Origin of the sequence: Pusillimonas sp. MFBS29, from assembly GCF_020687695.1 — a bacterium.
Taxonomy (GTDB): domain Bacteria; phylum Pseudomonadota; class Gammaproteobacteria; order Burkholderiales; family Burkholderiaceae_B; genus Pusillimonas_C.
Genome location: NZ_JAJEWL010000002.1, coordinates 246216 through 268470, shown reverse-complemented (window position 1 = coordinate 268470; position 22255 = coordinate 246216). Strand labels below are relative to the sequence as shown.

The window sequence follows — 22255 nt, the reverse complement described above, 5'->3', positions numbered from 1 at the left end:
CATGCTTATTCCTGTGCGGGCGTATCTGCCCAGCCTTTGCTGAAGTCTGCACCTGAAGGAGCCTGGTACAAACGCAAAGACAGCTCGGGCAAGATAGCCAGCAGATGATCAAAGATATTGCCCTGTATGCGCTCATATTCAACCCAGGCGGTATTGTTGGCAAAGCAATAGATCTCGACGGGAATGCCCTGCGACTCCGGCTCCATCATGCGCACGATCATCAGCATGTCCTGGTGCAGCTCGCTCTGGGTACGCAGATAAGCCAGCGCATAGGCCCGGAAGGTGCCGATATTGGTCAGGCGCCGCCGGTTTCCGTCCAGGCCGGCATTATCGCCCAGCGCCTGATTGCTGGCCTCCAGCTCCTGCTGCTTGCCATCCAGATAATCGTGAAGCAGCGTGAACCGCTTCAGTGCCTGAATCTCGTCGTTATTCAGGAAACGCACGGTGCTGGCGTCTATGCGCAGCTTGCGCTTGATGCGGCGCCCGCCCGACTCGAACATATAGCGCCAATTCCGGTAACTCTCGGAAAACAGCTTGTAGGTCGGCACCGTCGTGACGGTCTTGTCCCAGTTTTGCACCTTGACGGTATGCAATGCCATGTCGATGACAAAACCGTCTGCCCCCGCCTGCGGCATTTCTATCCAGTCGCCGATGCGCAGCATGTCGTTCGACGTCATTTGTGTACTGGCCACGAGCGAAAGCAGGGTGTCCTTGAATACCAGCAGCAGAACTGCCGACAACGCACCAAGGCCGGACAGCATTAATAATGGAGAACGATTGACCAGTATGGAAATGATCAGAATCAGGCAGATCGCCCAGACAGCGATCTTTGCAAGTTCGAGATAGCCTTTGATCGAACGCGTTTGCGCCCGTGAACTGGCTGAATAGATATCCTGCCATGCCGACAGCGCTCCATTGATCGCCATGAACAGGAAAACTATGCACGCAGACAGAAAAACGCGGGTCAGCATGCCTACGTATTTATCGTCAATCGGCAACAGGCCTATGTTCGCAATGATGGCCAGCAACGGCATCGCGTAGCTGACATTGCGAAACACCCGTCGACGTGACAAGGCCACAGACCAGTCGTTGTGGCCCACGGCGGTCAATGCGCGACGCGTGATCTTGGTCAGTACATGGGTTGTAATCCAGCCCGTCACCACCACGACAACAGCCAGCACAGCCACGCCCAGCAGCACCTGCGCCCACAGGGCATCAGGCACGTTGTGGCTTATCCAGTTGTCACCCATCCAGCGTACCAGCCAGCTCTGCTCCTGTAGTTCTTGCAGTTCTTGCATTGCGTTGCGTCAATCTCGTGAATTTGGCAGCCTTCAATCATAACTTAAGGCTTCCTCCCTTATAATCACGGCACTATGCCAAAAAATACTTCTTCCGATCTGCAAAACCAGTTTGCCAACAAGGCGCAGGCCTGGTCCGCCCGGTTTTCCGAGCCCGTTTCCGACCTCGTCAAGCGCTATACGGCTTCCGTCAATTTCGAACAGCGTCTGGCCCCCTTCGATATCCAGGGTTCGCTGGCGCACGCCGACATGCTGGCGTCCATAGGCATCATCAGTGCCGACGACGAAGCGGCCATCCAGAAAGGCATGGCCCGGATCCTCGAAGAGATCGCATCCGGCTCCTTCACGTGGTCCATCGACCTCGAAGACGTGCACCTGAACATTGAAAAGCGCTTGGTCGAGCTCATAGGCGATGCCGGCAAGCGCCTGCATACCGGCCGCTCACGCAACGACCAGGTAGCCACCGATATCCGCCTGTGGATGCGCAATGAAATTGACCTGGCCATCGATTTGCTGGGTCAACTGCGTCACAAGCTGGCTACGCTGGCCCTCGAACACGCAGCTACCATCCTGCCGGGCTTCACCCATTTGCAGGTTGCACAGCCGGTTACTTTTGGGCATCACCTGCTGGCCTACGCCGAAATGTTCGGCCGCGATGCCGAACGTCTGGCAGACTGCCGCAAGCGGGTCAACCGCTTGCCCCTGGGCGCAGCTGCATTGGCCGGCACGTCCTACCCCATAGATCGTGAACGCGTGGCCCGCAGCCTGGGCTTTGACGAAGTTTGCCGCAATTCGCTTGATGCGGTGTCCGATCGCGACTTCGCCATTGAATTTTGCGCCGCTGCCGCCCTGATCATGACCCACATTTCACGGCTCTCGGAAGAGCTAGTGTTGTGGATGAGCCCGCGCGTGGGTTTTATCGATCTTGCCGACCGCTTCTGCACCGGCAGCTCCATCATGCCCCAGAAGAAGAACCCCGATGTGCCCGAGCTGGCACGCGGCAAGACCGGGCGTGTGAATGGTCACCTGGTTGCCTTGCTGACGCTTATGAAAGGCCAGCCACTGGCTTATAACAAAGACAATCAGGAAGACAAGGAAGGTCTGTTCGACGCTGCCGACACCATCCGCGACACCCTCACCATCTTTGTCGATATGGCTGGCGGCATCGAGGTCAGGCCAGAGGCCATGCGAGCCGCTGCCCTGCAGGGCTTTGCCACCGCCACCGACCTTGCCGACTACCTGGTCAAGAAAGGCATCCCCTTTCGCGATGCCCACGAAACCGTGGCGCATGCCGTGCGCGCCTGCGAAGAACAGGGCTGCGATCTGGCAGATCTGTCCCTAGAGCAGTTACAGGCCTTCCATGCATCAATAGAGCAAGACGTGTTCAGCGTGCTCACACTGGAAGGCTCGGTTGCCGCACGTAACCATATAGGCGGCACTGCGCCAGAACGCGTGCGAATCGAAGCGCAGCGGGTGCTCGACGCTACCCGCTAAGCCACCCGGCCCACCCTTCAGGTGGGCCGTTTGCTACTGCGATCAAAAACCGCAATAGACTCCACATGGCCCGTGTGCGGGAACATATTCACGACACCTGCGCTTTGCAACTGATAGCCGCCTTCGTTTACCAGTATGCCTGCATCACGTGCCAGCGTACCGGGGCTGCATGAAACGTAGACGATGCGCTCGGGGCGCTCCTCGGGCAGCAAGGCCGACAGCGCCCTGGCCACAGCCTCTGCGCCTTCTCTGGGCGGATCAATCAGAACGCGATCAAATCGCCCCAGATCGCGTAGCCATTGCACATCCACCTCGAACAGATTCAGTGTAGAGAATGCCGTCCTGGTTTCCAGGCCATGCTGGCGCGCTGCTTCGAGGGCCCGTTCGGTCAGCGCCGTGCTGCCCTCGATGCCCACCACAGAGGCGGCCTGCGTAGCCAGCGGCAAGGTAAAGTTGCCAAGTCCGCAAAACAGGTCTGCCACGCGGTCGCCTTCCTGAACATCCAGAAGACTCAGTGCCTTTGAGATCAGCGTACGATTGATTGCATGATTGACCTGGGTGAAATCCGTAGGCCGGTAAGGCATGCGCAAGCCGAATTCCGGCAAGGAGTAAGCCAGCTTGCCTTCGTCGGCAGCATCGAGCAAATGGACAGTTTCGGGGCCTTTGGGCTGCAGCCACCAGCTAACGTTATGGCGTTCGGCAAATTCACGCAACAGCGTGATGTCGTCCGCCGTAAGTGCTTCCATGTGACGCAGCAGCAGTGCAATGGTCATGTCGCCCACGGCCACCTCTATCTGAGGGATTCGATCGGGCTGTGCCAGCGATGAAACCAGTTCGCGCAGCTTGGGCAGAAGCTCCGATACCTGCGGCGGCAAAACCAGACAGCGTGTCATGTCGGCCACGTAACTGCCGCGACGCTCCCGGAAACCCACCAGCACCCCGCCTTTTTTCCTGACCAGACGCACTGACAGACGCGCACGATAGCGGTAGCCGAAGGTGGGGCCATGCAGAGGTGGCAGCACGCGTGCCGGCTTGACCTTGCCTACGTGCTCCAGCGCATCCTCGAGTACGCGCTGCTTGACGGCAACCTGGGTCGCCGGCTCCAGATGCTGCATGGCACAGCCTCCGCAAACGCCAAAATACTCACAGGGCGGACTCACCCGCTGCGACGAGGACTTCAATATCTGCTCGGTCTTTGCTGTGTCAAAGGAAGGCTTGCGTTTTGCCATGCGCGCCAGCACGCGCTCGCCGGGCAAGGCGCCATCAACAAAAACAACCTTGCCGTCACGACGGGCAATACCGCGTGCCTCGAGGTCCAGCGATTCAATTTCCAATACTTCTAGCGTCATTATCCAGATACCTAAAGCGTTAAGAACCCGGGCTCAGGCTGGCGGCAATATGCCTGCTTGCAGCGGCCCCGGTGTTCTCCGGCCCGAATTTTACCCGCTCTGGCGATCGCGCGAAGCCAAAAGCAAGGAGCCGGCATAAGCCGGCTCCTGAAAATATTGCCAAGCGCCCGGTTCTACCGGGAGCCAGGGCGGGATCAAGAGGTGGTGCTTTCAGCTTTCGCTTTGCGATCCTTGCGCTCTTGCATGCGCTTCGCAAACTTTTCGGCACGCTCATTGAAATGAGTCGCTACTTTCTGCTGCTGCGAGTCATCCAGCCCCTTCCAGACGGCGAGCCATTTTTCGTCAACCTTGCGGCGCTCGTCCATGAGCTTCTGACGACCTTCATCCTTCTGCTTCAGTGCGGCTTGAGGATCAAGTTTCCCGCTCTTGAGCTGCTCCAGCTTTTCTTTGTGCGCTGCCTTCATGGCATCGCGCCGCTCTGCCCGACCGGCTTTCTGCTCGGCCCTGGCTGCTTCGACCAGCTTGAGCTGGTCATCATTCAGCGACAAGGTGTCAACAAATTCCTTGTCCAGCGGGCCATAGCCTGGCACCCACATGGCTGCATCGTGCATGCGTCCATGACCATGCCTGTGGCCGTGCCTGTGATGGCCTTTCTTGCTCATCTGTTTCGTAGACTGCTCCACACTCGTAGTGGCCACCTCGGCACTGGCGCCCGGCGATGTGCTCGCCGCGCTACCCGTCGCCGCAAACGCGGTGCCGCAAAGGGCCAGGGCGGCGGTCAGGGTGGCAAGCTTGGCAGAATGGGCGATCGTTTTTTTCATGAGGATTCCTTGTGGTAGGTAGGAGGCCTCATTGTGCTGTTCAAACGATTTCGACCTTGTTTCAGTTAAAACGAGAGTCTTTCAGACAGTTTCATGGATCGCAGGATCAGCCGGCATCCCAGGTTGCCATGTATTCTTTCCAGTGCGCAGCGTCACTGGCCTGCAGCGTATCGCGCACCAACTGCACCTCGGCGTCGTATGCCTGGCGGTCCAGCTCGCCCTTCATCAGGCGGAAACGACAATACACCAGCCAGGTGTTCACCACATCAGTTTCACAATACGCCCGGACCTCGTCGGCCTGACCGTTCGACCACGCCTTCCAGACCTGGCTGCCGTCCATACCCAATTTGCCGGGAAACCCGCAAAGCTTGGCCAGATCGTCCAGCGGAGCATTGGCACGGCCGTTGTACTTCGCCAGCAGATCCATCAGATCGATATGCCGGTTGTGGTAGCGACTGATGTAGTTGTTGTATTTGAAGTCGCGGTCATCTTCGCCCATGTCCCAGTAGCGTGGCGCCTGCACACCATGGATCAGGCTGCGGTAGTGCAATACCGGAAGATCAAAACCCGAGCCATTCCAGCTGATCAACCTGGGGGTATAGTGCCCTATGGTCTTGAAGAACGCTGACAGCAGCACTTCTTCGGGGTCGTCGGCCTTGCCCAGTGTTTTAACGCGAAAGCCGTTGTCGTCGCGAAATACACAACCAACCACCGCGACCTTATGCAGGTGCAGCGGCAGAAAATCCGACCCGTGCGAGGCTCGTCGCGCCTCGAGCGCAGCCTCGATGACCTGTTCATCCGTAAGGCCGGTGTCCCATTCCGGATTCAGGCGTCGCAAGCCTTGCGCATCCGGAATGGTCTCGAGGTCGAAGACCAGCGAGGGAATCATCGTGCGGGCAGATAAGACAGCGGATTGACCGGTGTACCACTGCGACGTATTTCAAAGTGCAGACGCGGTGACGTGGTATCGGTTTGCCCGATGGCGGCGATCTTGTCGCCCTTCTTTACTTCCTGGCCTGTCTTGACCAACAAGGCCTGGTTATGGGCGTAAGCGGTGATGAAGCCGTTGCCATGGCCCAGCAGTATCAGGTTGCCAAGGCCCCGCACGCCATTGCCCGCATACATTACCTTGCCATCGGCTGCGGCATGCACCGGATCTCCGGCGGCGCCTTCGATGTCTATGCCCTTGGTATTGGTGTTGAAACTCTGGATGATCTTTCCGGGTGCCGGCCAACCCCAGCTGACGACGCTGGCGTCACTGGCACGTACCGTGCTGGTCGGCTGAACCGGTTCGACCGGTGTGACAGGAATCGGAGTGGCCACGGCGGGAGCGGTGCCACCCGACGGCGCCGGTGCACTTTTGTTCAGACGAAGAACCTGGCCAATTCGCAATTGGCCAGGATCGGCAATATTGTTCAGGCTGGTGATCTCTGCAAGCGTCATTCCATGTGCCAGGGCTATCTTGTACAGCGTGTCGCCCGCCTTGACCACATAAGTAGACTGGGCGACAGGCGTTTCGGTGCCTGTCATGTCGGTAATGGGCGCCTGGGCCGTTCGCGATGCGCATCCGGCCAACGTAATCGTTGCCACAACGGCAGTCAGCATCAAGGCGCGGGACGAACATTTGGAAAATGGTAGTGTCTTGGTGACCAAAAATTGAAACGTCCCTGCTTGCATGGGGATCTCCTGTATCAAAGCTGTGTACCCGGTCGTAATGGAACGAAGCGAACCGATTCGAGCTCTTCGCGGCGCCATGTGGCGGCGCCCGTACGCTCTATGAGAATCAGGCGTTGCGCTGTCGTCCCTTCCGGGGCGATCAAACGGCCCCCAATCGTTAGCTGTTCCAGCAACGCCTGGGGAATTTTAATACCGGCTGCGGCAACGATGATACCGTCGAAAGGCGCGACACCAGGCAGTCCTGCCATACCGTCGCCAAACCCTAAACGGACGCGGCCTATAAGCTTCAACGCTCGAAGCCGTTCGCGGGCCACATCGTAAAGACCACGTATCCGTTCGATTGCGTGTACTTCCTTTATGAATTGCGCCAATACAGCGGCCTGATAGCCGCAGCCTGCACCCACCTCCATTACTTTAACCGGAACACGGTTTTCGCACATGGCGGATATCATTCTGGCCACAACCCAGGGCTGCGAAATGGTCTGGCTGTATCCAATGGGGAGCGCTGCGTCTTCATAGGCGCGACTGGCGAGGCCTTCGTCTACAAACAAATGCCTGGGCACAGCCATCATGGCAGCGAGCACGCGTTCGTCTTGTATGCCTTGCTTGCGCAGTCGGGCAATCATCATGCCACGCGAACGATCGGAATTCAAACCCAGATTAACAGTTGTTGACATATCGGGCGCTGCGGCCGACACATTCGCAGCGGTCTTGCCATGCAAGAACACACGCGTATTGCTGTTGGTGGCAGTGACCCCGCCACCAAAGCTGGTTCGACCAAAGCGATTGGTGCTGCCGGTGGCAAAAGGCGACGGCACTAAGGGCTTACGCATAGCGGCCCCGCCCAGTTGCGGACTTGATCAAGTTGCTCATAATGCGTCAGGTCAAAACGCAATGGCGTCACAGAGACCGCGTTCTGGCCGATAGCGCCAAAATCAGTGTCTTGCGCAGAATCTGAAACGCTACCCACAGGGCCTATCCAGTAAACCGGTTCGCCGTAGGGTGTACTGCTTTTCACCACTGGCTCGGACGGATGGCGTTTGCCCAATCGGGTCACCCGGATTTCCTGGATGGCTTCGTAGGGTACGGAAGGAATATTGACATTCAACAAGGTAGAACCCGACAAAGGATTCTGCTTGTGCTGTTCGACAATCCGGCGGGCAATCCTTGCGGCTCCATCAAGGTGCTCCCAACCCTTCTCGGTCAGGGAAAAAGCGATGGCGGGAATGCCAAACAGATAGCCTTCGGTGGCTGCAGCGACTGTGCCCGAATACAGGGTGTCTTCACCCATATTGGCACCATTGTTGATGCCTGAGACCACCAGATCAGGACGAAAATCGAGCAGTCCGGTCAGGGCAATGTGCACACAATCGGATGGCGTACCGTTCACATAATAGAAACCATTATTGGCCTTGCGGACCGACATCGGCCGATTGAGCGTGAGGGAATTGGATGCGCCGCTGCAGTTGGTCTCGGGTGCGACGATGGTCATTTCGCCCAGTCCGTGCAAGGCTTGCACTAACGCTTCCAGTCCTGGTGCCGTGTAGCCGTCATCATTGGATACCAGTATGTGCATTGCCTTCCATCCCTATCAACCGAACGTAGCGAATTGTACCCGGTCGTTTTGTTGTTTTGGGTGACTCTGGGTAGAATCGCGGCAGAACCTTCAGGACACATGAACTTCACTATGACAGCTGCTACCACTATTCTGATCTCTACAGGCACGATAATTCTCGCCTATCTGCTTGGGTCAGTTCCTTTTGCCGTGGTTGTCAGTCGTGCCATGGGGCTTGCCGACCCGCGCAGCTTTGGTTCCGGGAACCCGGGCGCCACCAACGTGTTGCGCACCGGCAACAAAACAGCAGCAGGACTGACCTTGCTCGGCGACGCAGCCAAGGGCTGGGTTGCGGTACTCATCGCCATTTACGTGGCACAGCATTTCGGCATAGGTCCGGTGCTTGTGGCAGCAAGCGCGGTAGCGGCATTTCTGGGCCACGTATTTCCTGTGTTTTTGCGCTTCAAGGGTGGCAAGGGCGTGGCGACCGCGCTGGGTGTGCTGATCGCGATCAATCCCTGGCTGGCGTTTGCCACGGCAGCAACCTGGCTGATTCTTGCCTACGTCACACGGTACTCGTCTTTGTCTTCGATATTGGCGGCCATCTTCGCCCCACTTTATTATTTGCTGGGCGGCAATGTAGCCTGGCGTCTGGATACGTCCATCGCGCTGGCCATTGTCATCATCAGCGCGGTGCTGATATACAGACACCGCGCCAACATCAGCCGCTTGATGACAGGTAAGGAAAGCCGCATAGGCGGCAAGAAAAAATAAGTGCTCTTGTGCTGCCTGCTGTGCGGCCATCGAACAGCCACTAGCCTTGAACAGCCGCCTGCTCTTTTTCGGGTCGAATGCAAACATCGTGCAGATCCCAACGCGGCCTGACCGTAAAGGCATGGTTATTGCCGTCAAGCCTGGCCAAGCCGGCCTGAATGCGCAGCGCACCGGCATAGGCAATCATTGCGCCGTTATCCGTACACAAATCGAGCGGCGGGAAATATACCTCCCCCTTCAGGCGCTCCATGGCCTGCTTCAACTGTGCACGCAAATGCCTGTTGGCCCCGACACCGCCTGCCACGACCAGGCGCTTCAGACCGGTTTGCTTCATGGCCTTGATGGATTTTCTTGCCAGCACATCGACTATGGCCGCCTCGGTCGAAGCCGCCAGATCAGCCCTTTGCTGGTCTGACAGCGTACCGTTGCCTTTTTCCATGGCTTTCAGACGAGTCAGCACTGCGGTCTTCAGACCACTGAAACTGAAGTCCAGGTCACCGCTGTGCAGCATGGGCCGGGGCAGATCAAACGCAGCGGAATCACCCTGCTCGGCCAGCTTCGACAAGGCAGGCCCACCCGGGTAGCCCAAGCCCATCAGCTTGGCTGTTTTATCGAAGGCCTCGCCGGCCGCATCGTCCAGCGTTTCGCCCAGCAGCTCGTAGGAACCTACTGCATCGACGCGCATCAGCTGCGTATGGCCGCCAGACACGAGCAATGCCACGAAGGGAAACTCAGGCCTGGGCTCGGCCAAAAGTGGCGAAAGCAAATGCCCTTCAAGGTGATGGATGGGTATGGCCGGCAGGCCGCGCGACCAGGCAAAGGACTGTGCCACGCTGGCACCCACAAGCAATGCCCCGGCAAGCCCCGGGCCGGCGGTATAGGCCACGGCATCGATGTCGTCCACGTCGAGGCCGGCCTGCTCAAGCACCTGCCGTGTCAGGGGCAGGATGCGCCGTATGTGATCGCGCGACGCCAATTCGGGTACGACGCCGCCATATTCACGATGCATGGCGATCTGACTGTGCAGGGCGTGCGCAAGCAGGCCCCTGCTGGTGCAGGCCAGGGCGACGCCGGTTTCGTCGCAGGAACTTTCAAAGCCAATAATTATCATGGCGATAGTGTACAACCGCCTGTGTACACGCGCCGCACGGGAAAATGGAATTAGAATCTTGCTGATGCGCAAGGTGCGGCGGGCAATAATGGGCAATCGAAGCCCTTCCTGCTTGTGCCGCAAACGCGCGTCAATGCACTCATAGGAAAACCGCATGTTCGAACGTTTTTTTCAGTTGCGCGAGCACGACACCTCTGCACGTACAGAGATCCTGGCAGGTCTCACCACGTTCCTGACCATGTCATACATTATTTTCGTGAACCCGGAAATTCTGTCGAGCACTGGCATGGATAAAAGCGCTGTCTTTGTTGCAACCTGCCTGGCAGCGGCCTTGGGCTCGCTTATCATGGCCCTGGTCGCCAACTGGCCGATAGGCATGGCGCCCGGCATGGGTCTGAACGCCTTCTTTGCATTCACAGTTGTTGGCAGCCTGGGCTATACCTGGCAACAAGCGCTGGGTGCGGTATTCATTTCCGGCATGATCTTCGTGCTGATTACCGTTACCGGTGTGCGCTCCTGGCTGGTCAAGGGCATTCCCAAATCGCTGCGATCAGCCATCGCCGCAGGCATAGGCCTGTTTTTGGCCATCATTGCCCTGGGTAGCGCCGGTATCGTTGTGGCCCATCCCGCCACCAAAGTTGCCCTGGGCGATCTGACTGCGCCACCTGCACTGTTCGCCCTGCTGGGTTTTTTCATTATTGCCGCACTCGATGCCCTGAAAGTGCGCGGTGCCATCCTGATCGGCATCCTGTCGGTCACCGTGCTGTCCGTCCTCACAGGCCAGAATGAGTATCAAGGTATTTTCTCGGCTCCTCCCAGCCTGGCGCCCACCTTTTTTCAGCTGGATATCATGGGTGCCTTGCATACCGGCTTTGTCCACGTGATTCTTGTACTGGTTCTGGTCGAAGTCTTTGACGCAACCGGCACCATGATCGGCGTGGCCACGCGTGCAGGGCTCATAGAGCCGGGTAAACCCAATCGGCTGGGGCGTGCCTTGCTTGCCGACAGCTCGGCGATCGTGGCCGGCTCGTTTCTGGGCACCAGCAGCACCACCGCCTACGTTGAAAGCGCCTCGGGCGTGCAGGCCGGCGGGCGCACCGGCCTGACCGCCCTGACCGTCGCAGTACTGTTTCTGCTTTCGCTGTTCCTGGCCCCCTTGGCCGGCTCGGTGCCCGGCTATGCCACGGCCCCCGCCCTGCTCTATGTGGCCGGCCTGATGCTGCGCGAGATCACCCTGATCGACTGGGACGACATCACTGAAGCCACACCCGCCGCCCTGACGGCCATCGTCATGCCGTTCACCTACTCCATTGCCAACGGCCTGGCATTCGGCTTCATCAGCTACGCCGTGCTCAAGGCCGTTACCGGCAGGTTCCGCGACATCCATCCGGCCACCCTGCTCGTTGCCGTGCTGTTCATCATCAAGTACGCCTTCTTCCCGGAGTAAGTTTATGTAACGCAGCCCCGATATTACGGGGCTGCGATCGCCCCTGTTCAATAAAGGCGTTACACTGGACGTTCATCTATCATCAAAACACTGGCGGCTGGCAAGCCGCTTTTTTATTGGGGGTTCCCATGAGCACCATAGACTTGAACAAGGACACTTTCCAGACAGCCATCCAGGATGGCAAGCCGCTGATCGTGGATTTCTGGGCGCCGTGGTGTGGCCCGTGCCGCAATTTCGCACCGGTATTTGAAGAAGCATCCAGGCAGCATGAAGATGTCGTATTCGCCAAGGTCAACACCGAAGACGAGCAAGAGCTGGCCTCCGCCCTGAATATCCGGTCCATCCCGACACTGATGGTATTTCGCGAACAAGTGCTGCTGTTTTCTCAAGCCGGCGCCCTGGCACCCGCCCAGCTTGAAGAATTGCTTGCCCAGGTCAAGGAAGTCGATATGGAAAAGGTCCATGCGGAAATTGCCGCCCAGGAAAAGGACAGCGATCAGGCCGGTTAACGCACAGGTTTGGGTCGGCGAACCTCAGGCATCACCGACCAATGACCACTCACCCTGACCGCGCGTCAGGTTGGTAAATTGTGCGGCCATTTCCGGCTGATTGGTTCGGGGCACGGCCAGCAGCCAGACCACACCCTGGTCATCAAAGCTTTCCTGGACGACACGTGCCCCGTGGGTTGCCATGCGCGACTGCACCAATGCAATATCGGCGAAACTGCAACGGCAGCATACCCGGACCTCATCAACGATCTCGGTTTTTGCAGCCAGCCGCAGGCATTGGGCGGCCACACCGCCATAAGCCCTGATCAGGCCACCGGGCCCGAGCTTCACGCCACCAAACCACCGTACAACCAGTACAGCCACGCGATCGCATTGCTGACCATCTATGGCCTGAAGTATCGGGCGTCCTGCCGTGCCACCCGGTTCGCCGTCATCGTTGAAGCGATATTCGTCACCCATACGATAGGCCCAGCAATTATGCGTGGCGTCCGCCACGCTGTGCGCTGCAAAGAAATCAAGGGCCTGCGCGGGACTGTCTACCTTGTCGGCCAGGGCAATAAAGCGGCTCTTCTTGATGTCTTCCTGGTAGCTTGCCAGGCCGGTCAAGGTACTGAGCATGGCAAAAACCCGGTGCGATCAGGCCTCTATCCCGCGTGAGGACAGATACTCATCGTAGGTACCGTGGTAATCGACCACTTCGCCGCCGGGCATGATTTCCAGTATGCGCGTTGCGAGGCCGGAAACGAACTCCCGGTCGTGCGATACGAAGAACAAGGTGCCCTTGTACAGCTCCAGGGCGAACTGCAGCGATTCGATCGACTCCATATCCAGGTGGTTGGTGGGCTCGTCGAGCAGCATCACATTATGACGACCCAGCATAAGGCGGCCAAAACTCATGCGGTTTTTCTCGCCACCCGACAATACATTCACTTCCTTGGTGATGTCGTCGCCCGAAAAAAGCAGGCGGCCCAATACCGAGCGCATGGACTGGTCATCGTCGCCGGCCTGGCGGTAATCGCCCAGCCAGTCAAACAGGTTCTTGTCGGACTCGAACTGATCGGAGACGTCTTGAGCCATATAGCCCAGATCAGCACTTTCAGACCACTTTACACTGCCTGTATCGGGCGCGAGATCGCCGGCCAGCATGCGCAGCAAAGTGGTCTTACCCACCCCGTTGGCACCGACGATGGCAATCTTCTGCCCGGCCTCTACCATGGCGGAAAAAGGCTTGATCACGGGTGCGTCGTAAGACTTGCTGATGTGATCAACAGTAACTGCCAGGCGATGCAGCACTTTGTTCTGCTCAAAACGTATATAGGGATTCTGACGCGAGGACGGCTTGACCTCGACAGCACTGGCCTTGATGCGGTCTATTTGCTTGAGGCGGGACGTGGCCTGCCTGGCCTTGGATTTGTTGGCTGCGAAACGGCGTACAAAGTCCTGCAGTTCGGCAACTCGCTCCTTGGCCTTGGCATTGGCTGCACTCTGGCGCTCGCGCGCCTGGGTGGAGGCGAGCATGTAATCGTCATAGTTGCCGGGATAGATGCGCAGCTCACGGTAGTCCAGGTCAGCCATGTGCGTGCAGACCTGATTCAGGAAGTGACGGTCGTGACTGATGATGATCATGGTGCTTTGATAGCTGTTGATCACGTCTTCCAGCCAGCGAATGGTATTGATATCCAGGTTGTTGGTGGGTTCGTCCAGCAACAGCACGTCAGGATTTGAAAACAATGCCTGGGCCAGCAACACGCGCAGCTTCCAGCCCGGTGCAATTTCGCTCATGGGCAGCTCGTGCTGCTCGACCGGAATTTCCAGACCCAGCAACAGTTCGCCGGCCCGGGCCTCGGCCGTATAGCCGTCGTACTCGGCAAATTTCGCCTCGAGATTGGCGGCATGCATGTAGTCGTCTTCGGTCGCCTCGGGGTTGGCATAGATGGCATCACGCTCGGTCATGACCTGCCACATTTCCACGTGCCCCATCATGACCACATCCAGCACCCGAACGTCTTCGTAGGCGAACTGATCCTGGCGCAGCTTGCCCAGACGCACCCCGGGATCCAGCGACACATTGCCCGCGGTCGGCTCCAGGTCGCCACCAATGATTTTCATGAAGGTGGACTTGCCCGAGCCGTTGGCCCCGATCAGGCCATAGCGATTGCCCTCGCCGAACTTGACGCTGACATTCTCGAACAGGGGTTTGGGGCCAAACTGAATAGTAAGATTTGCGGTGGAGATCACAGGATGCCGTTCACATAAAAAAGAAAAACAACCTGCTAGTTTAACAAGCCGCCGTTAAAAATGCTCTTCGAGCACCAGATGCGCCATGCCCGGCTCTGTGGCAATACCCACTTTTCGACCTATGGGTAAAGTGGCCTTGACCCGGACGTGCCCATAAGGCAAACCCGTGATCACGGGAACCTTGATCACCGAGCGCAGCCAGGCCACGGTGGACGGCAGATCGTAGCCGCCATCGGCACTGCCCAGGCGATAGTCGGTGAAGCGACCCAGCACGATGGCTTTCTGCCGTTCCAGTATGCCGGCGTGCAAAAGCTGCGTCAGCATGCGCTCGATTCTATAGGGGTGTTCGCCTATATCTTCCAGAAACAGTATGCCGCCACGAATCTTGGGCATATAAGGCGTACCCACCAGCGAGGCGACCATGGCGAGGTTCCCGCCCCACAGGACCCCCCGGGCGTCGACCGGGTCTGCATCCTGGGTTTCGAAGCTGAGAATTTCGAGCTCCTGGCACATGCTTTCGACAAACAGTGCAGCTGTCAGATCGTCCATCTTCTTCGCCCCGAAGTCGAAGATGGCGGTTGGGCCTGAAAAGCTGCCGGCGCCTGTTCTGGCCAGCAATGCCAGATTGAAAGCCGTGAAATCGCTCAGACCTACAAAAGTTTTTCCACTATCGGCAACCTGCTGCCAGTCTATGAGTGGCAACAAACGGCTCAGTCCGTAACCGCCTCGCGTGGCCATGACGATAGGATGTTTCTGCTTGAGCGAGCGGTTGATGGCAGCCAGGCGCTGCTTGTCGGTACCGGCAAAGCGCTCGTGTACCGCCAGGGCCGTGCGATCTACTGACGTCTTGAACCCCAGATCTGCCAGACGCTGGCGGGCCAGATCGAGCACAGCCGGATCGGCCACTGCGCCAGATGGGGAAATCAGATAGATGCCACCTGGCTTCTTGTGCTGATGGGCATGATGATGATCGTGATCATGGCCGTGCTCGTGGTGGGACTGCGTCATCTTGAACCTGTATGGGTAATTAAAACTAACGGGAAATATAGTAATGCATGCCGGCGGTCAGTGGCATGTGCGCCTGCCGGAAATGCTCAGGCCGACTTGCCTGCCTTGGCCTGGGCACGACGTTCACGGAAGAAACGTCTTAACAGTTCTGCGCATTCGTCTTCAAGCACACCACCCTGTACTGTCGTCTGGTGATTCAGCCGGGATATTTCGTGCGCAGCCAGCACGCTGCCACAAGCCCCGGTCTTGGGATCTGCCGCCCCGTACACAATGCGATCCAGTCGTGCATGCAACATGGCGCCGATACACATGATGCAGGGCTCCAGCGTTACATAGAGTCTGGCGCCAGGCAGTCGGTAATTGCCCATGTGCGCAGCCGCCACACGCAATGCCACGATTTCGGCGTGTGCTGTCGGGTCACTGTCGGTTATGGTGCGGTTAAAGCCGCTGCCTATCAGCTCACCTTCGGCATCAAGCACGACTGCACCCACCGGTACTTCACCAGCCGCATAAGCCAGCCCGGCCTGTGCCAGCGCCAGTTGCATCGCATCGGCATCAACCACGGTAGATCCGATTGTTAAGGGTGATACGCCCTGCCAGACTTTCCACGGCCTCTTCCAGCCACTGGTAAAGCTCGGCCTCATCGTCATAGCGCGCCTGATTCAGGTTCGACACGCGTCCTTCCTGTATGAAGCCCCATGCCCGGCTGCGCTTGTCACGGTGTTTGGGATCCCAGACGCCAAAAGCCACTCCACCCGACCGCCGGATCAGCGAAAAACAGGGAATATCTGTATAGCCGTCGCCCACGAATATCATTTGCTCGAAAGGAATGCGCAACTTGTCCGGGGCAATCTTTCGATTGACCTCGAAGGGCTTGTTGCGCGAAGCCGGACCGACTATACCTTTCTGAATATGGAACAGATAGCGGGTCTTATCGGTAAAGCTGACTATCCGCCGAGGAAAACGAATGGCGCCCGCATCGTCATAAATGAATTCCGACGCCCAGATATCGGTGAACTCGTGCGCGATGGGAGTTTGACGCACGACATCGCCTATGCCGCTGGAAATCAGATAGAACTCAATCTGCACCTGCGGATGCTGTACCCTGATCATCTCGCGCAGGCGGCTGAACAGCGTTTCCACACCGGCATGCAACGGCAACCGCCTGCCCCAGGCCTCGAGTCGTTCCCGCGTAATGGGGCCGTGAGTGCCGGACTCGGACAGCGCTATCATCTGATACAGATAGGCAGGAACCGGATCCCAATCGTCCTGGAACAGCAAGGGGCCTACCTGATCATTCCAGAATTGCTCGACGTCGACGCCCATGTCAGCCAGGAAACCTGTGGTGCTGTCAGGTGCAAGCGTATCGTCGAAATCGAAAATCAAGGCTATGACGTCGGACATGAAAAGCTCGCGTAGTAAGGTACCCGCAGTTTAACGCGATAGATGATGCCGCAACATGCGCCGCAGAACGCGTGGCAACATACCCGGCAGATCTTCGGATATCAGCCCGGGACCAAACAGCCGGGCTGCCTCGCCATGCAGCCACACGCCTGCGGCTGCCGCATCGAAGGGCTCCATACCCTGCGCCATCAAACCCGTAATCAGGCCGGCCAGCACGTCACCCGTACCGCCGGTAGCCAATGTTGGTGGTGCGTTGGCGTTTATGATTGCCCGTCCGTCCGGCGCAGCAATCACGGTATCGGCGCCTTTAAGCACCACCACCGCAGCGCTGGCCTGCGCCGCCCGCACAGCCCGCTCGAGCTTGTTTCCCTCAACGGAAAACACGCGATTGAACTCACCTTCGTGAGGCGTAAGCACACAAGGCCCGGTTATCGCCTTGAACAGCGCTTGCGGATCGGAGCCGAACGCACTGATGGCGTCGGCATCGAGTACAACAGCCCTCGCACTACACAGTGCCTGCAATACCTGCCGGCGTGTCAGATCGGATATACCTGCACCGGGGCCAAGCAACACCGCATTGATGCGCGTATCGGACAGGATGGTATCCAGTGTGCCCGACTCGTGCATAGGCTGCACCATGATGCTGGTCAGGCTGGCCGCATAAACCGGCCAGACGGTTGCCGGCGCAGCAATACTTACCAGCCCCGCCCCCGCCCTTGCGCAAGCCATGGCCGCCATCCTGGCTGCCCCGGTCATGGTACGGCCACCCACCACCAGCGCATGGCCACGCTGGTACTTGTGTTCGTGCGGTGAAGGAACCGGATAGCGCGACAGCCATAAATCAGGCCCATTCTGAAAACTGCTGATGGGCAGATCTTTGAGTACCTCTGACGGTATGCCAATATCTGCCACAACCAGCTCACCGCAAAGTTGCCTGCCGGGCATCAGCACATGCCCCGGTTTCTTGCGGAAAAAAGTAACGGTGAGGCTGGCCGGCGCGGCAACACCCAATACTTGTCCGGTATTCCCATCCAGGCCGCTGGGCACATCGACGGCACAGACCGGCAGCCGGCCGGCAATCAGGGCATCAATGATTGCCGCCGCATCGCCGTCTAGTGCTCGCGACAACCCGGCACCAAACAAGGCATCCACGACCAGCTCCGCGCCATCAAGCAGTTCGGCTGAGAGGGGCAGGATATCGTCACCCCACAACCGGGTATGATGGGCGGCATCACCGGTCAGTGCCGAACGGGCGCCCAAAAGGCCCAGACGTACAGGCCAGCCGGCATCACGCAAATGCCTGGCAACCACAAAGCCATCACCACCGTTGTTGCCCGGGCCACACAATACGGTCACGTTACGGATAGCCCAGCGCCGGGCAATCGCATCGACAACGGCGGCACCCGCCGCTTCCATCAGGGCAACTCCGCTGACCCCTGAGGCAATAGCCGCCCGATCGGCTTGTGCCATTTGCGAAGTAGTCAGCAAGGCCAGTTTGTGTGAAGAAACATTCATTGCAGTAATAATCCGTGTTGGACAAGCAAAGGCAGCTTTCAAGCGTGTACCATTGGCATTGTGCCGCAGTCCAGCCGGAATCACTTCATGCGCCCCATAATTTCAATTGCGAATCTCGGTAAAACCTACGCCTCAGGCTTTCAGGCGCTCAAGAATGTCAATCTTGAGATACGGCAAGGTGAAATTTTCGCACTTCTTGGCCCTAACGGAGCCGGCAAGACCACGCTGATCAGCATAATCTGTGGCCTGGCCAGGCCCAGCACAGGTACCGTCACCGCCGACGGCTACGATATCGTCACCGATTACCGTGAGGCCCGTGCAAAAATCGGCCTGGTGCCGCAGGAACTGACGACCGACGCATTCGAAACAGTCTGGGCGACCGTCAGTTTCAGCCGAGGTCTGTTTGGCAAGCCCGCCGACCCTGCCCACATAGAAAAAATCCTGCGCCAGCTGTCCCTCTGGAGCAAGAAAGACAATCAACTGATTACATTGTCGGGTGGAATGAAGCGCCGAGTCCTGATAGCCAAGGCTCTGTCGCACGAACCGCAGATTCTCTTTCTTGACGAGCCCACCGCAGGTGTGGACGTTTCTCTGCGCAAGGAAATGTGGGAAGTGGTGCGCACACTGCGCGAAACTGGAGTGACGGTCATTCTGACGACTCACTATATCGAGGAAGCCGAAGAAATGGCAGACCGGATAGGCGTCATCAACAATGGGGAAATCCTGCTGGTCGAAGAAAAGCACGAGCTCATGCGCAAGCTCGGCAAAAAGCAGCTTACCCTCCAGCTGTACGAACCACTGGCAGCCATTCCGCAAGCGCTATCGGGGTATCAGCTGGCCCTGTCGGATGATGCTTGCGAAATTGTCTACACCTACGACGCTCAGCATGAGCATAATGACATGGCCGGCCTGTTTCACGACCTGGCACGAGCCGGAATAGTCTTCAAAGACTTGCAAACCAAGCAAAGTTCCCTCGAAGAGATTTTCGTGCAACTTGTACGGAGCGCAGCATGAATCTGCACGCAATGCGGGCCATCTACCTTTTTGAGATGGCCAGAACCTGGCGCACGCTGATGCAAAGCATTATTGCGCCCGTGATTTCCACATCGTTGTACTTCGTGGTTTTTGGCGCGGCCATTGGCAACCGCATCACAGAAGTGGGCGGTATCAGCTACGGCGCCTTCATCGTGCCTGGCCTGATCATGCTTTCCTTGCTCACGCAAAGCATATCGAACGCATCATTCGGCATCTATTTCCCGAAATTCACTGGCACCATTTACGAATTATTGTCCGCCCCCGTCTCGTATCTGGAGATCACGCTCAGTTATGTAGGAGCAGCGGCGACCAAGTCCATTATTCTGGCCGCAATCATTTTGCTGACTGCCACCTTCTTCGTTCCGCTGCGTATTGACCATCCGGTCTGGATGCTGCTGTTTCTGATACTGACCGCCCTGACATTCAGCCTGTTCGGCTTCATCATAGGCATATGGGCAGACGGCTTTGAAAAGCTGCAAATTGTGCCATTGCTGATTGTCACGCCCCTGACCTTTCTGGGTGGCAGCTTCTATTCCATAGACATGCTGCCACCCTTCTGGCAAACCGTAACCTTGTTCAATCCGGTGGTTTACCTGATCAGCGGTTTCCGCTGGAGCTTCTACAGCCTGGCCGACGTGAATGTTTACGTCAGCCTGGGCATGACGCTGCTATTCCTGGCCCTTTGCCTGGTAACTGTTGCCTGGATCTTTCGTACCGGTTACCGCTTGCGCCCCTGACCGGCTTAGTCGCGGAAATTATTGAACTGCAGCGGAAGATCGACATCTGACTTGCGCATCAAAGCCATTGCGCCTTGCAAGTCGTCGCGCTTCTTGCCGGACACGCGCAGCTTCTCGCCGTTAATTTGCGCTTCCACCTTGAGCTTGGCTGACTTCAATTCAGCGATCAGTTTTTTCGAGATGGCCTGTTCGATGCCCTGGCGGATCGTGACCTTGCGGCGTGCCCCACCCAGGTTTTCAAGCGGATCACCGACTTCCATGCAGCGCACATCGATGCTGCGCGCCGTAAGGCGGCCACGCAGGATGTCGAGCATCTGATTCAACTGGAATACGCTGGGTGCTGTTTGCGTGACCACAAAGCCGTCAAGCTCGAACTTGGCATCGACGCCCTTGAAGTCAAAGCGCGTGGACAGCTCGCGATTGGCCTGATCAACGGCATTGCTCAGTTCGTGCTTGTCGACTTCAGAAACCACATCAAAAGAAGGCATTACTCGTTCCCTAAAAATAAGCAGACGCAAGTTTACCGCGCGCCCGGAACTACCGGTCAGACCACAGGTTCCAGCGCTTCGGCTTTCTTGCGTAACTCGAACTTTTGTATCTTGCCGGTCGAGGTTTTTGGCAATTCGCAGAACACTACGTGGCGCGGTACCTTATAGCCGGCCATATGCTTCTTGCAATGCTCGATGATAGCCTGATCGCTGGTTGCCGAACCCTCTTTCAGCTCGATGAAGGCGCAGGGAGTTTCGCCCCAGCGCGTGTCCGAGCGTGCCACCACTGCCGCGGCGAGCACATCGGGATGACGGTACAGCACATCTTCCACCTCGATGGAAGAAATATTTTCGCCACCGGAAATAATGATGTCTTTGCTGCGGTCTTTGATCTTCACATAGCCGTCAGGGTCCATGACGGCCAGGTCGCCACTGTGAAACCAGCCGCCTGCCAGAGCTTCCTGTGTGGCCTTGGGGTTCTTCAGGTAGCCCTTCATGGTGATATTGCCCCGGAACATGATTTCGCCCATGGTTACGCCATCAGCCGGTACTGGCTGCATGGTTTCGGGGTTCATGACGGCAATCCCGCGCTCAAGATGGTAGGTGACGCCCTGACGGGCATTCAACCGCGCCCGCTCGCCAATATCGAGTTGGCTCCAGTCGTCATGCTGGGCGCAAACCGTAGCCGGCCCATAGGTTTCGGTAAGACCGTACACATGAAGCAGGTTGAAGCCCATGCGCTCCATGCCTTCTATCATGGACGCCGGTGGCGCCGCACCAGCCACCATGGCCTTTACCCCTTGCGGTACACCCTCCTTGAGGCTGTCGGGGGCATTCACCAGCATGCCGTGCACGATCGGCGCACCACAATAATGATCGACGCCATGCTCGCGGATGGCGTCGAATATGGCCTTGGCCTCGACCCGCCGCAAACATACGTTGACGCCTGCTCGCGCCGCAACGGCCCAGGGAAAGCACCATCCGTTGCAATGGAACATGGGCAAGGTCCACAAGTAGACGGCGTGCTTGGGCATGTCCCATTCGAGAATATTGGATATGGCTGCCGTGGCAGCGCCCCGGTGATGGTAAACCACGCCCTTGGGGTTGCCGGTGGTGCCACTGGTGTAGTTCAGTGCGATGGCGTCCCACTCGTTCTCAGGCAGCTCCCAGGCGAACTCGGGATCGCCCCCGGCGATGAAGGCCTCGTATTCCGTATCACCGATGGGCAGACTGGAACCCGTATACAGGCTGTCGGCTGCATCAATGACCTTGATGGGCGTTGTTGACGTACGCAATTCCAGCGCCTTGCTCATGGTCGGCGCGAATTCGGCATCGACAATCACCACCCTGGCTTCACCGTGGTCGAGCATGAATGCGACCGTTTGCGGATCCAGCCGCGTATTAATGGTGTTAAGCACTGCGCCGGCCATGGGTACGCCGAAATGAGCCTCGACCATGGGTGGCGTATTGGGCAGCATCACGGCGACGGTGTCGCCTTTGCCGATTCCCGACCGGTTCAGGGCGCTGGCCAGCTGGCGGCAGCGGCTGTAAAGCTCGGACCACGTACGGCGTAAGGCGGTGGGCCCGCTGCCGTGCACGACTGCAAGGTGCTGCGGATACGTATAGGCGGAGCGCTCTATGAACGACAAAGGCGATATCGCGGTGTAGTTGGCAGGCGTCTGGGGCAGATCCTGGTCGAAAATACTGGTCATGGAGTCTCCTTGCATTATTTTATTTGTGCAGCCCTGAAGCGCAGCCGATGCCTGCGCTTCAGGGCGTTCCTGATGACAAAATC

General features: G+C 57.9%; 22 protein-coding genes. 6 read left to right on the top strand and 16 right to left on the bottom strand.

Annotated elements, in window-relative coordinates; genetic code table 11:
• Positions 1 to 5 precede the first annotated feature (5 nt).
• Positions 6 to 1250 (bottom strand): mechanosensitive ion channel family protein, encoded by a 1245-nt coding sequence (locus LKR43_RS03890; protein ID WP_227682812.1) that lies wholly within the window; start codon positions 1248 to 1250, stop codon positions 6 to 8.
• Between the two features lie 123 nt (positions 1251 to 1373).
• Between LKR43_RS03890 and argH the strand changes: the two genes are divergently transcribed.
• Positions 1374 to 2792: an argininosuccinate lyase gene (argH, locus tag LKR43_RS03885; RefSeq protein WP_227682540.1), complete on the top strand. Its 1419-nt coding sequence runs from the start codon at positions 1374 to 1376 to the stop codon at positions 2790 to 2792.
• Positions 2793 to 2809: 17 nt separating this feature from the next.
• Here argH and rlmD read toward each other — a convergent pair whose 3' ends face one another.
• The 6 genes from rlmD to surE all read right to left on the bottom strand — a co-directional run bounded on the left by rlmD (position 2810) and on the right by surE (position 8215).
• The gene (rlmD, locus tag LKR43_RS03880; RefSeq protein WP_227682539.1) at positions 2810 to 4141 is read right to left on the bottom strand and encodes a 23S rRNA (uracil(1939)-C(5))-methyltransferase RlmD; all 1332 of its coding nucleotides are present in this window, start codon (positions 4139 to 4141) and stop codon (positions 2810 to 2812) included.
• A 194-nt stretch (positions 4142 to 4335) separates the two neighbouring features.
• Positions 4336 to 4962: a hypothetical protein gene (locus LKR43_RS03875; protein ID WP_227682538.1), complete on the bottom strand. Its 627-nt coding sequence runs from the start codon at positions 4960 to 4962 to the stop codon at positions 4336 to 4338.
• A gap of 106 nt (positions 4963 to 5068) precedes the next feature.
• The gene (locus tag LKR43_RS03870; protein WP_227682537.1) at positions 5069 to 5851 is read right to left on the bottom strand and encodes a 3'-5' exonuclease; all 783 of its coding nucleotides are present in this window, start codon (positions 5849 to 5851) and stop codon (positions 5069 to 5071) included.
• A complete protein-coding gene (locus LKR43_RS03865) occupies positions 5848 to 6639 on the bottom strand; it encodes a peptidoglycan DD-metalloendopeptidase family protein (RefSeq protein WP_227682536.1) in 792 nt (263 codons plus the stop codon). The genes LKR43_RS03870 and LKR43_RS03865 overlap by 4 nt, the downstream gene beginning before the upstream one ends.
• Positions 6640 to 6653: 14 nt before the next feature.
• On the bottom strand, positions 6654 to 7472 hold the full coding sequence (locus LKR43_RS03860) for a protein-L-isoaspartate(D-aspartate) O-methyltransferase (protein WP_227682535.1): 819 nt from the start codon (positions 7470 to 7472) through the stop codon (positions 6654 to 6656).
• On the bottom strand, positions 7457 to 8215 hold the full coding sequence (surE, locus tag LKR43_RS03855; RefSeq protein ID WP_227682534.1) for a 5'/3'-nucleotidase SurE: 759 nt from the start codon (positions 8213 to 8215) through the stop codon (positions 7457 to 7459). The genes LKR43_RS03860 and surE overlap by 16 nt, the downstream gene beginning before the upstream one ends.
• Positions 8216 to 8326: 111 nt before the next feature.
• Between surE and plsY the strand changes: the two genes are divergently transcribed.
• A complete protein-coding gene (gene plsY / locus LKR43_RS03850; RefSeq protein WP_227682533.1) occupies positions 8327 to 8968 on the top strand; it encodes a glycerol-3-phosphate 1-O-acyltransferase PlsY in 642 nt (213 codons plus the stop codon).
• Positions 8969 to 9008: 40 nt separating this feature from the next.
• Here the strand turns inward: plsY and tsaD are convergent, their stop codons facing one another.
• On the bottom strand, positions 9009 to 10079 hold the full coding sequence (gene tsaD / locus LKR43_RS03845) for a tRNA (adenosine(37)-N6)-threonylcarbamoyltransferase complex transferase subunit TsaD (protein ID WP_227682811.1): 1071 nt from the start codon (positions 10077 to 10079) through the stop codon (positions 9009 to 9011).
• A 154-nt stretch (positions 10080 to 10233) separates the two neighbouring features.
• Here tsaD and LKR43_RS03840 point away from each other — a divergent pair, with 154 nt between their 5' ends.
• A complete protein-coding gene (locus tag LKR43_RS03840) occupies positions 10234 to 11526 on the top strand; it encodes an NCS2 family permease (protein ID WP_227682532.1) in 1293 nt (430 codons plus the stop codon).
• A 128-nt stretch (positions 11527 to 11654) separates the two neighbouring features.
• Positions 11655 to 12035: a thioredoxin gene (gene trxA / locus LKR43_RS03835; RefSeq protein ID WP_227682531.1), complete on the top strand. Its 381-nt coding sequence runs from the start codon at positions 11655 to 11657 to the stop codon at positions 12033 to 12035.
• 24 nt (positions 12036 to 12059) lie between these two features.
• On the opposite strand, the gene LKR43_RS03830 is transcribed toward trxA, so the two are convergent.
• The 6 genes from LKR43_RS03830 to LKR43_RS03805 form a co-directional block, all read right to left on the bottom strand.
• Positions 12060 to 12653 carry a YigZ family protein gene (locus LKR43_RS03830; protein WP_227682530.1) on the bottom strand — a complete coding sequence of 198 codons (594 nt, stop codon included), beginning with the start codon at positions 12651 to 12653 and terminating at the stop codon, positions 12060 to 12062.
• An 18-nt stretch (positions 12654 to 12671) separates the two neighbouring features.
• Positions 12672 to 14273, bottom strand: coding sequence for an ABC-F family ATPase (locus tag LKR43_RS03825; protein WP_227682529.1), 1602 nt, complete (start codon positions 14271 to 14273; stop codon positions 12672 to 12674).
• A gap of 54 nt (positions 14274 to 14327) precedes the next feature.
• On the bottom strand, positions 14328 to 15281 hold the full coding sequence (locus LKR43_RS03820) for an LD-carboxypeptidase (RefSeq protein WP_227682527.1): 954 nt from the start codon (positions 15279 to 15281) through the stop codon (positions 14328 to 14330).
• Between the two features lie 86 nt (positions 15282 to 15367).
• Complete coding sequence (tadA, locus tag LKR43_RS03815) at positions 15368 to 15826, bottom strand: tRNA adenosine(34) deaminase TadA (protein WP_227682810.1); 459 nt, start codon at positions 15824 to 15826, stop codon at positions 15368 to 15370.
• Between the two features lie 10 nt (positions 15827 to 15836).
• Positions 15837 to 16685 carry an HAD family hydrolase gene (locus tag LKR43_RS03810; protein WP_227682526.1) on the bottom strand — a complete coding sequence of 283 codons (849 nt, stop codon included), beginning with the start codon at positions 16683 to 16685 and terminating at the stop codon, positions 15837 to 15839.
• A gap of 30 nt (positions 16686 to 16715) precedes the next feature.
• Complete coding sequence (locus tag LKR43_RS03805; protein ID WP_227682525.1) at positions 16716 to 18200, bottom strand: NAD(P)H-hydrate dehydratase; 1485 nt, start codon at positions 18198 to 18200, stop codon at positions 16716 to 16718.
• Between the two features lie 87 nt (positions 18201 to 18287).
• On the opposite strand from LKR43_RS03805, the gene LKR43_RS03800 reads away from it, so the two are divergent.
• Together LKR43_RS03800 and LKR43_RS03795 are read left to right on the top strand one after the other, a co-directional pair.
• Positions 18288 to 19214 (top strand): ABC transporter ATP-binding protein, encoded by a 927-nt coding sequence (locus LKR43_RS03800; RefSeq protein WP_227682524.1) that lies wholly within the window; start codon positions 18288 to 18290, stop codon positions 19212 to 19214.
• Positions 19211 to 19972: an ABC transporter permease gene (locus LKR43_RS03795; RefSeq protein ID WP_227682523.1), complete on the top strand. Its 762-nt coding sequence runs from the start codon at positions 19211 to 19213 to the stop codon at positions 19970 to 19972. Before LKR43_RS03800 ends, LKR43_RS03795 begins: the two co-directional genes overlap by 4 nt.
• Positions 19973 to 19977: 5 nt before the next feature.
• Here LKR43_RS03795 and LKR43_RS03790 read toward each other — a convergent pair whose 3' ends face one another.
• Both LKR43_RS03790 and LKR43_RS03785 read right to left on the bottom strand, forming a co-directional pair.
• Positions 19978 to 20460 carry a YajQ family cyclic di-GMP-binding protein gene (locus tag LKR43_RS03790; RefSeq protein WP_227682522.1) on the bottom strand — a complete coding sequence of 161 codons (483 nt, stop codon included), beginning with the start codon at positions 20458 to 20460 and terminating at the stop codon, positions 19978 to 19980.
• Between the two features lie 56 nt (positions 20461 to 20516).
• Positions 20517 to 22172, bottom strand: coding sequence for an acyl-CoA synthetase (locus tag LKR43_RS03785; RefSeq protein WP_227682521.1), 1656 nt, complete (start codon positions 22170 to 22172; stop codon positions 20517 to 20519).
• Positions 22173 to 22255: the final 83 nt, after the last annotated feature.

Coding starts and splice junctions, on each gene's coding strand:
- LKR43_RS03890 (WP_227682812.1), bottom strand. CDS start 1,250: ATGGGTGACAACTGGATAAGCCACAACGTGCCTGATGCCCTGTGGGCG.
- argH (WP_227682540.1), top strand. CDS start 1,374: ATGCCAAAAAATACTTCTTCCGATCTGCAAAACCAGTTTGCCAACAAG.
- rlmD (WP_227682539.1), bottom strand. CDS start 4,141: ATGACGCTAGAAGTATTGGAAATTGAATCGCTGGACCTCGAGGCACGC.
- LKR43_RS03875 (WP_227682538.1), bottom strand. CDS start 4,962: ATGAAAAAAACGATCGCCCATTCTGCCAAGCTTGCCACCCTGACCGCC.
- LKR43_RS03870 (WP_227682537.1), bottom strand. CDS start 5,851: ATGATTCCCTCGCTGGTCTTCGACCTCGAGACCATTCCGGATGCGCAA.
- LKR43_RS03865 (WP_227682536.1), bottom strand. CDS start 6,639: ATGCAAGCAGGGACGTTTCAATTTTTGGTCACCAAGACACTACCATTT.
- LKR43_RS03860 (WP_227682535.1), bottom strand. CDS start 7,472: ATGCGTAAGCCCTTAGTGCCGTCGCCTTTTGCCACCGGCAGCACCAAT.
- surE (WP_227682534.1), bottom strand. CDS start 8,215: ATGCACATACTGGTATCCAATGATGACGGCTACACGGCACCAGGACTG.
- plsY (WP_227682533.1), top strand. CDS start 8,327: ATGACAGCTGCTACCACTATTCTGATCTCTACAGGCACGATAATTCTC.
- tsaD (WP_227682811.1), bottom strand. CDS start 10,079: ATGATAATTATTGGCTTTGAAAGTTCCTGCGACGAAACCGGCGTCGCC.
- LKR43_RS03840 (WP_227682532.1), top strand. CDS start 10,234: ATGTTCGAACGTTTTTTTCAGTTGCGCGAGCACGACACCTCTGCACGT.
- trxA (WP_227682531.1), top strand. CDS start 11,655: ATGAGCACCATAGACTTGAACAAGGACACTTTCCAGACAGCCATCCAG.
- LKR43_RS03830 (WP_227682530.1), bottom strand. CDS start 12,653: ATGCTCAGTACCTTGACCGGCCTGGCAAGCTACCAGGAAGACATCAAG.
- LKR43_RS03820 (WP_227682527.1), bottom strand. CDS start 15,281: ATGACGCAGTCCCACCACGAGCACGGCCATGATCACGATCATCATCAT.
- tadA (WP_227682810.1), bottom strand. CDS start 15,826: ATGCAACTGGCGCTGGCACAGGCCGGGCTGGCTTATGCGGCTGGTGAA.
- LKR43_RS03810 (WP_227682526.1), bottom strand. CDS start 16,685: ATGTCCGACGTCATAGCCTTGATTTTCGATTTCGACGATACGCTTGCA.
- LKR43_RS03805 (WP_227682525.1), bottom strand. CDS start 18,200: ATGAATGTTTCTTCACACAAACTGGCCTTGCTGACTACTTCGCAAATG.
- LKR43_RS03800 (WP_227682524.1), top strand. CDS start 18,288: ATGCGCCCCATAATTTCAATTGCGAATCTCGGTAAAACCTACGCCTCA.
- LKR43_RS03795 (WP_227682523.1), top strand. CDS start 19,211: ATGAATCTGCACGCAATGCGGGCCATCTACCTTTTTGAGATGGCCAGA.
- LKR43_RS03790 (WP_227682522.1), bottom strand. CDS start 20,460: ATGCCTTCTTTTGATGTGGTTTCTGAAGTCGACAAGCACGAACTGAGC.
- LKR43_RS03785 (WP_227682521.1), bottom strand. CDS start 22,172: ATGACCAGTATTTTCGACCAGGATCTGCCCCAGACGCCTGCCAACTAC.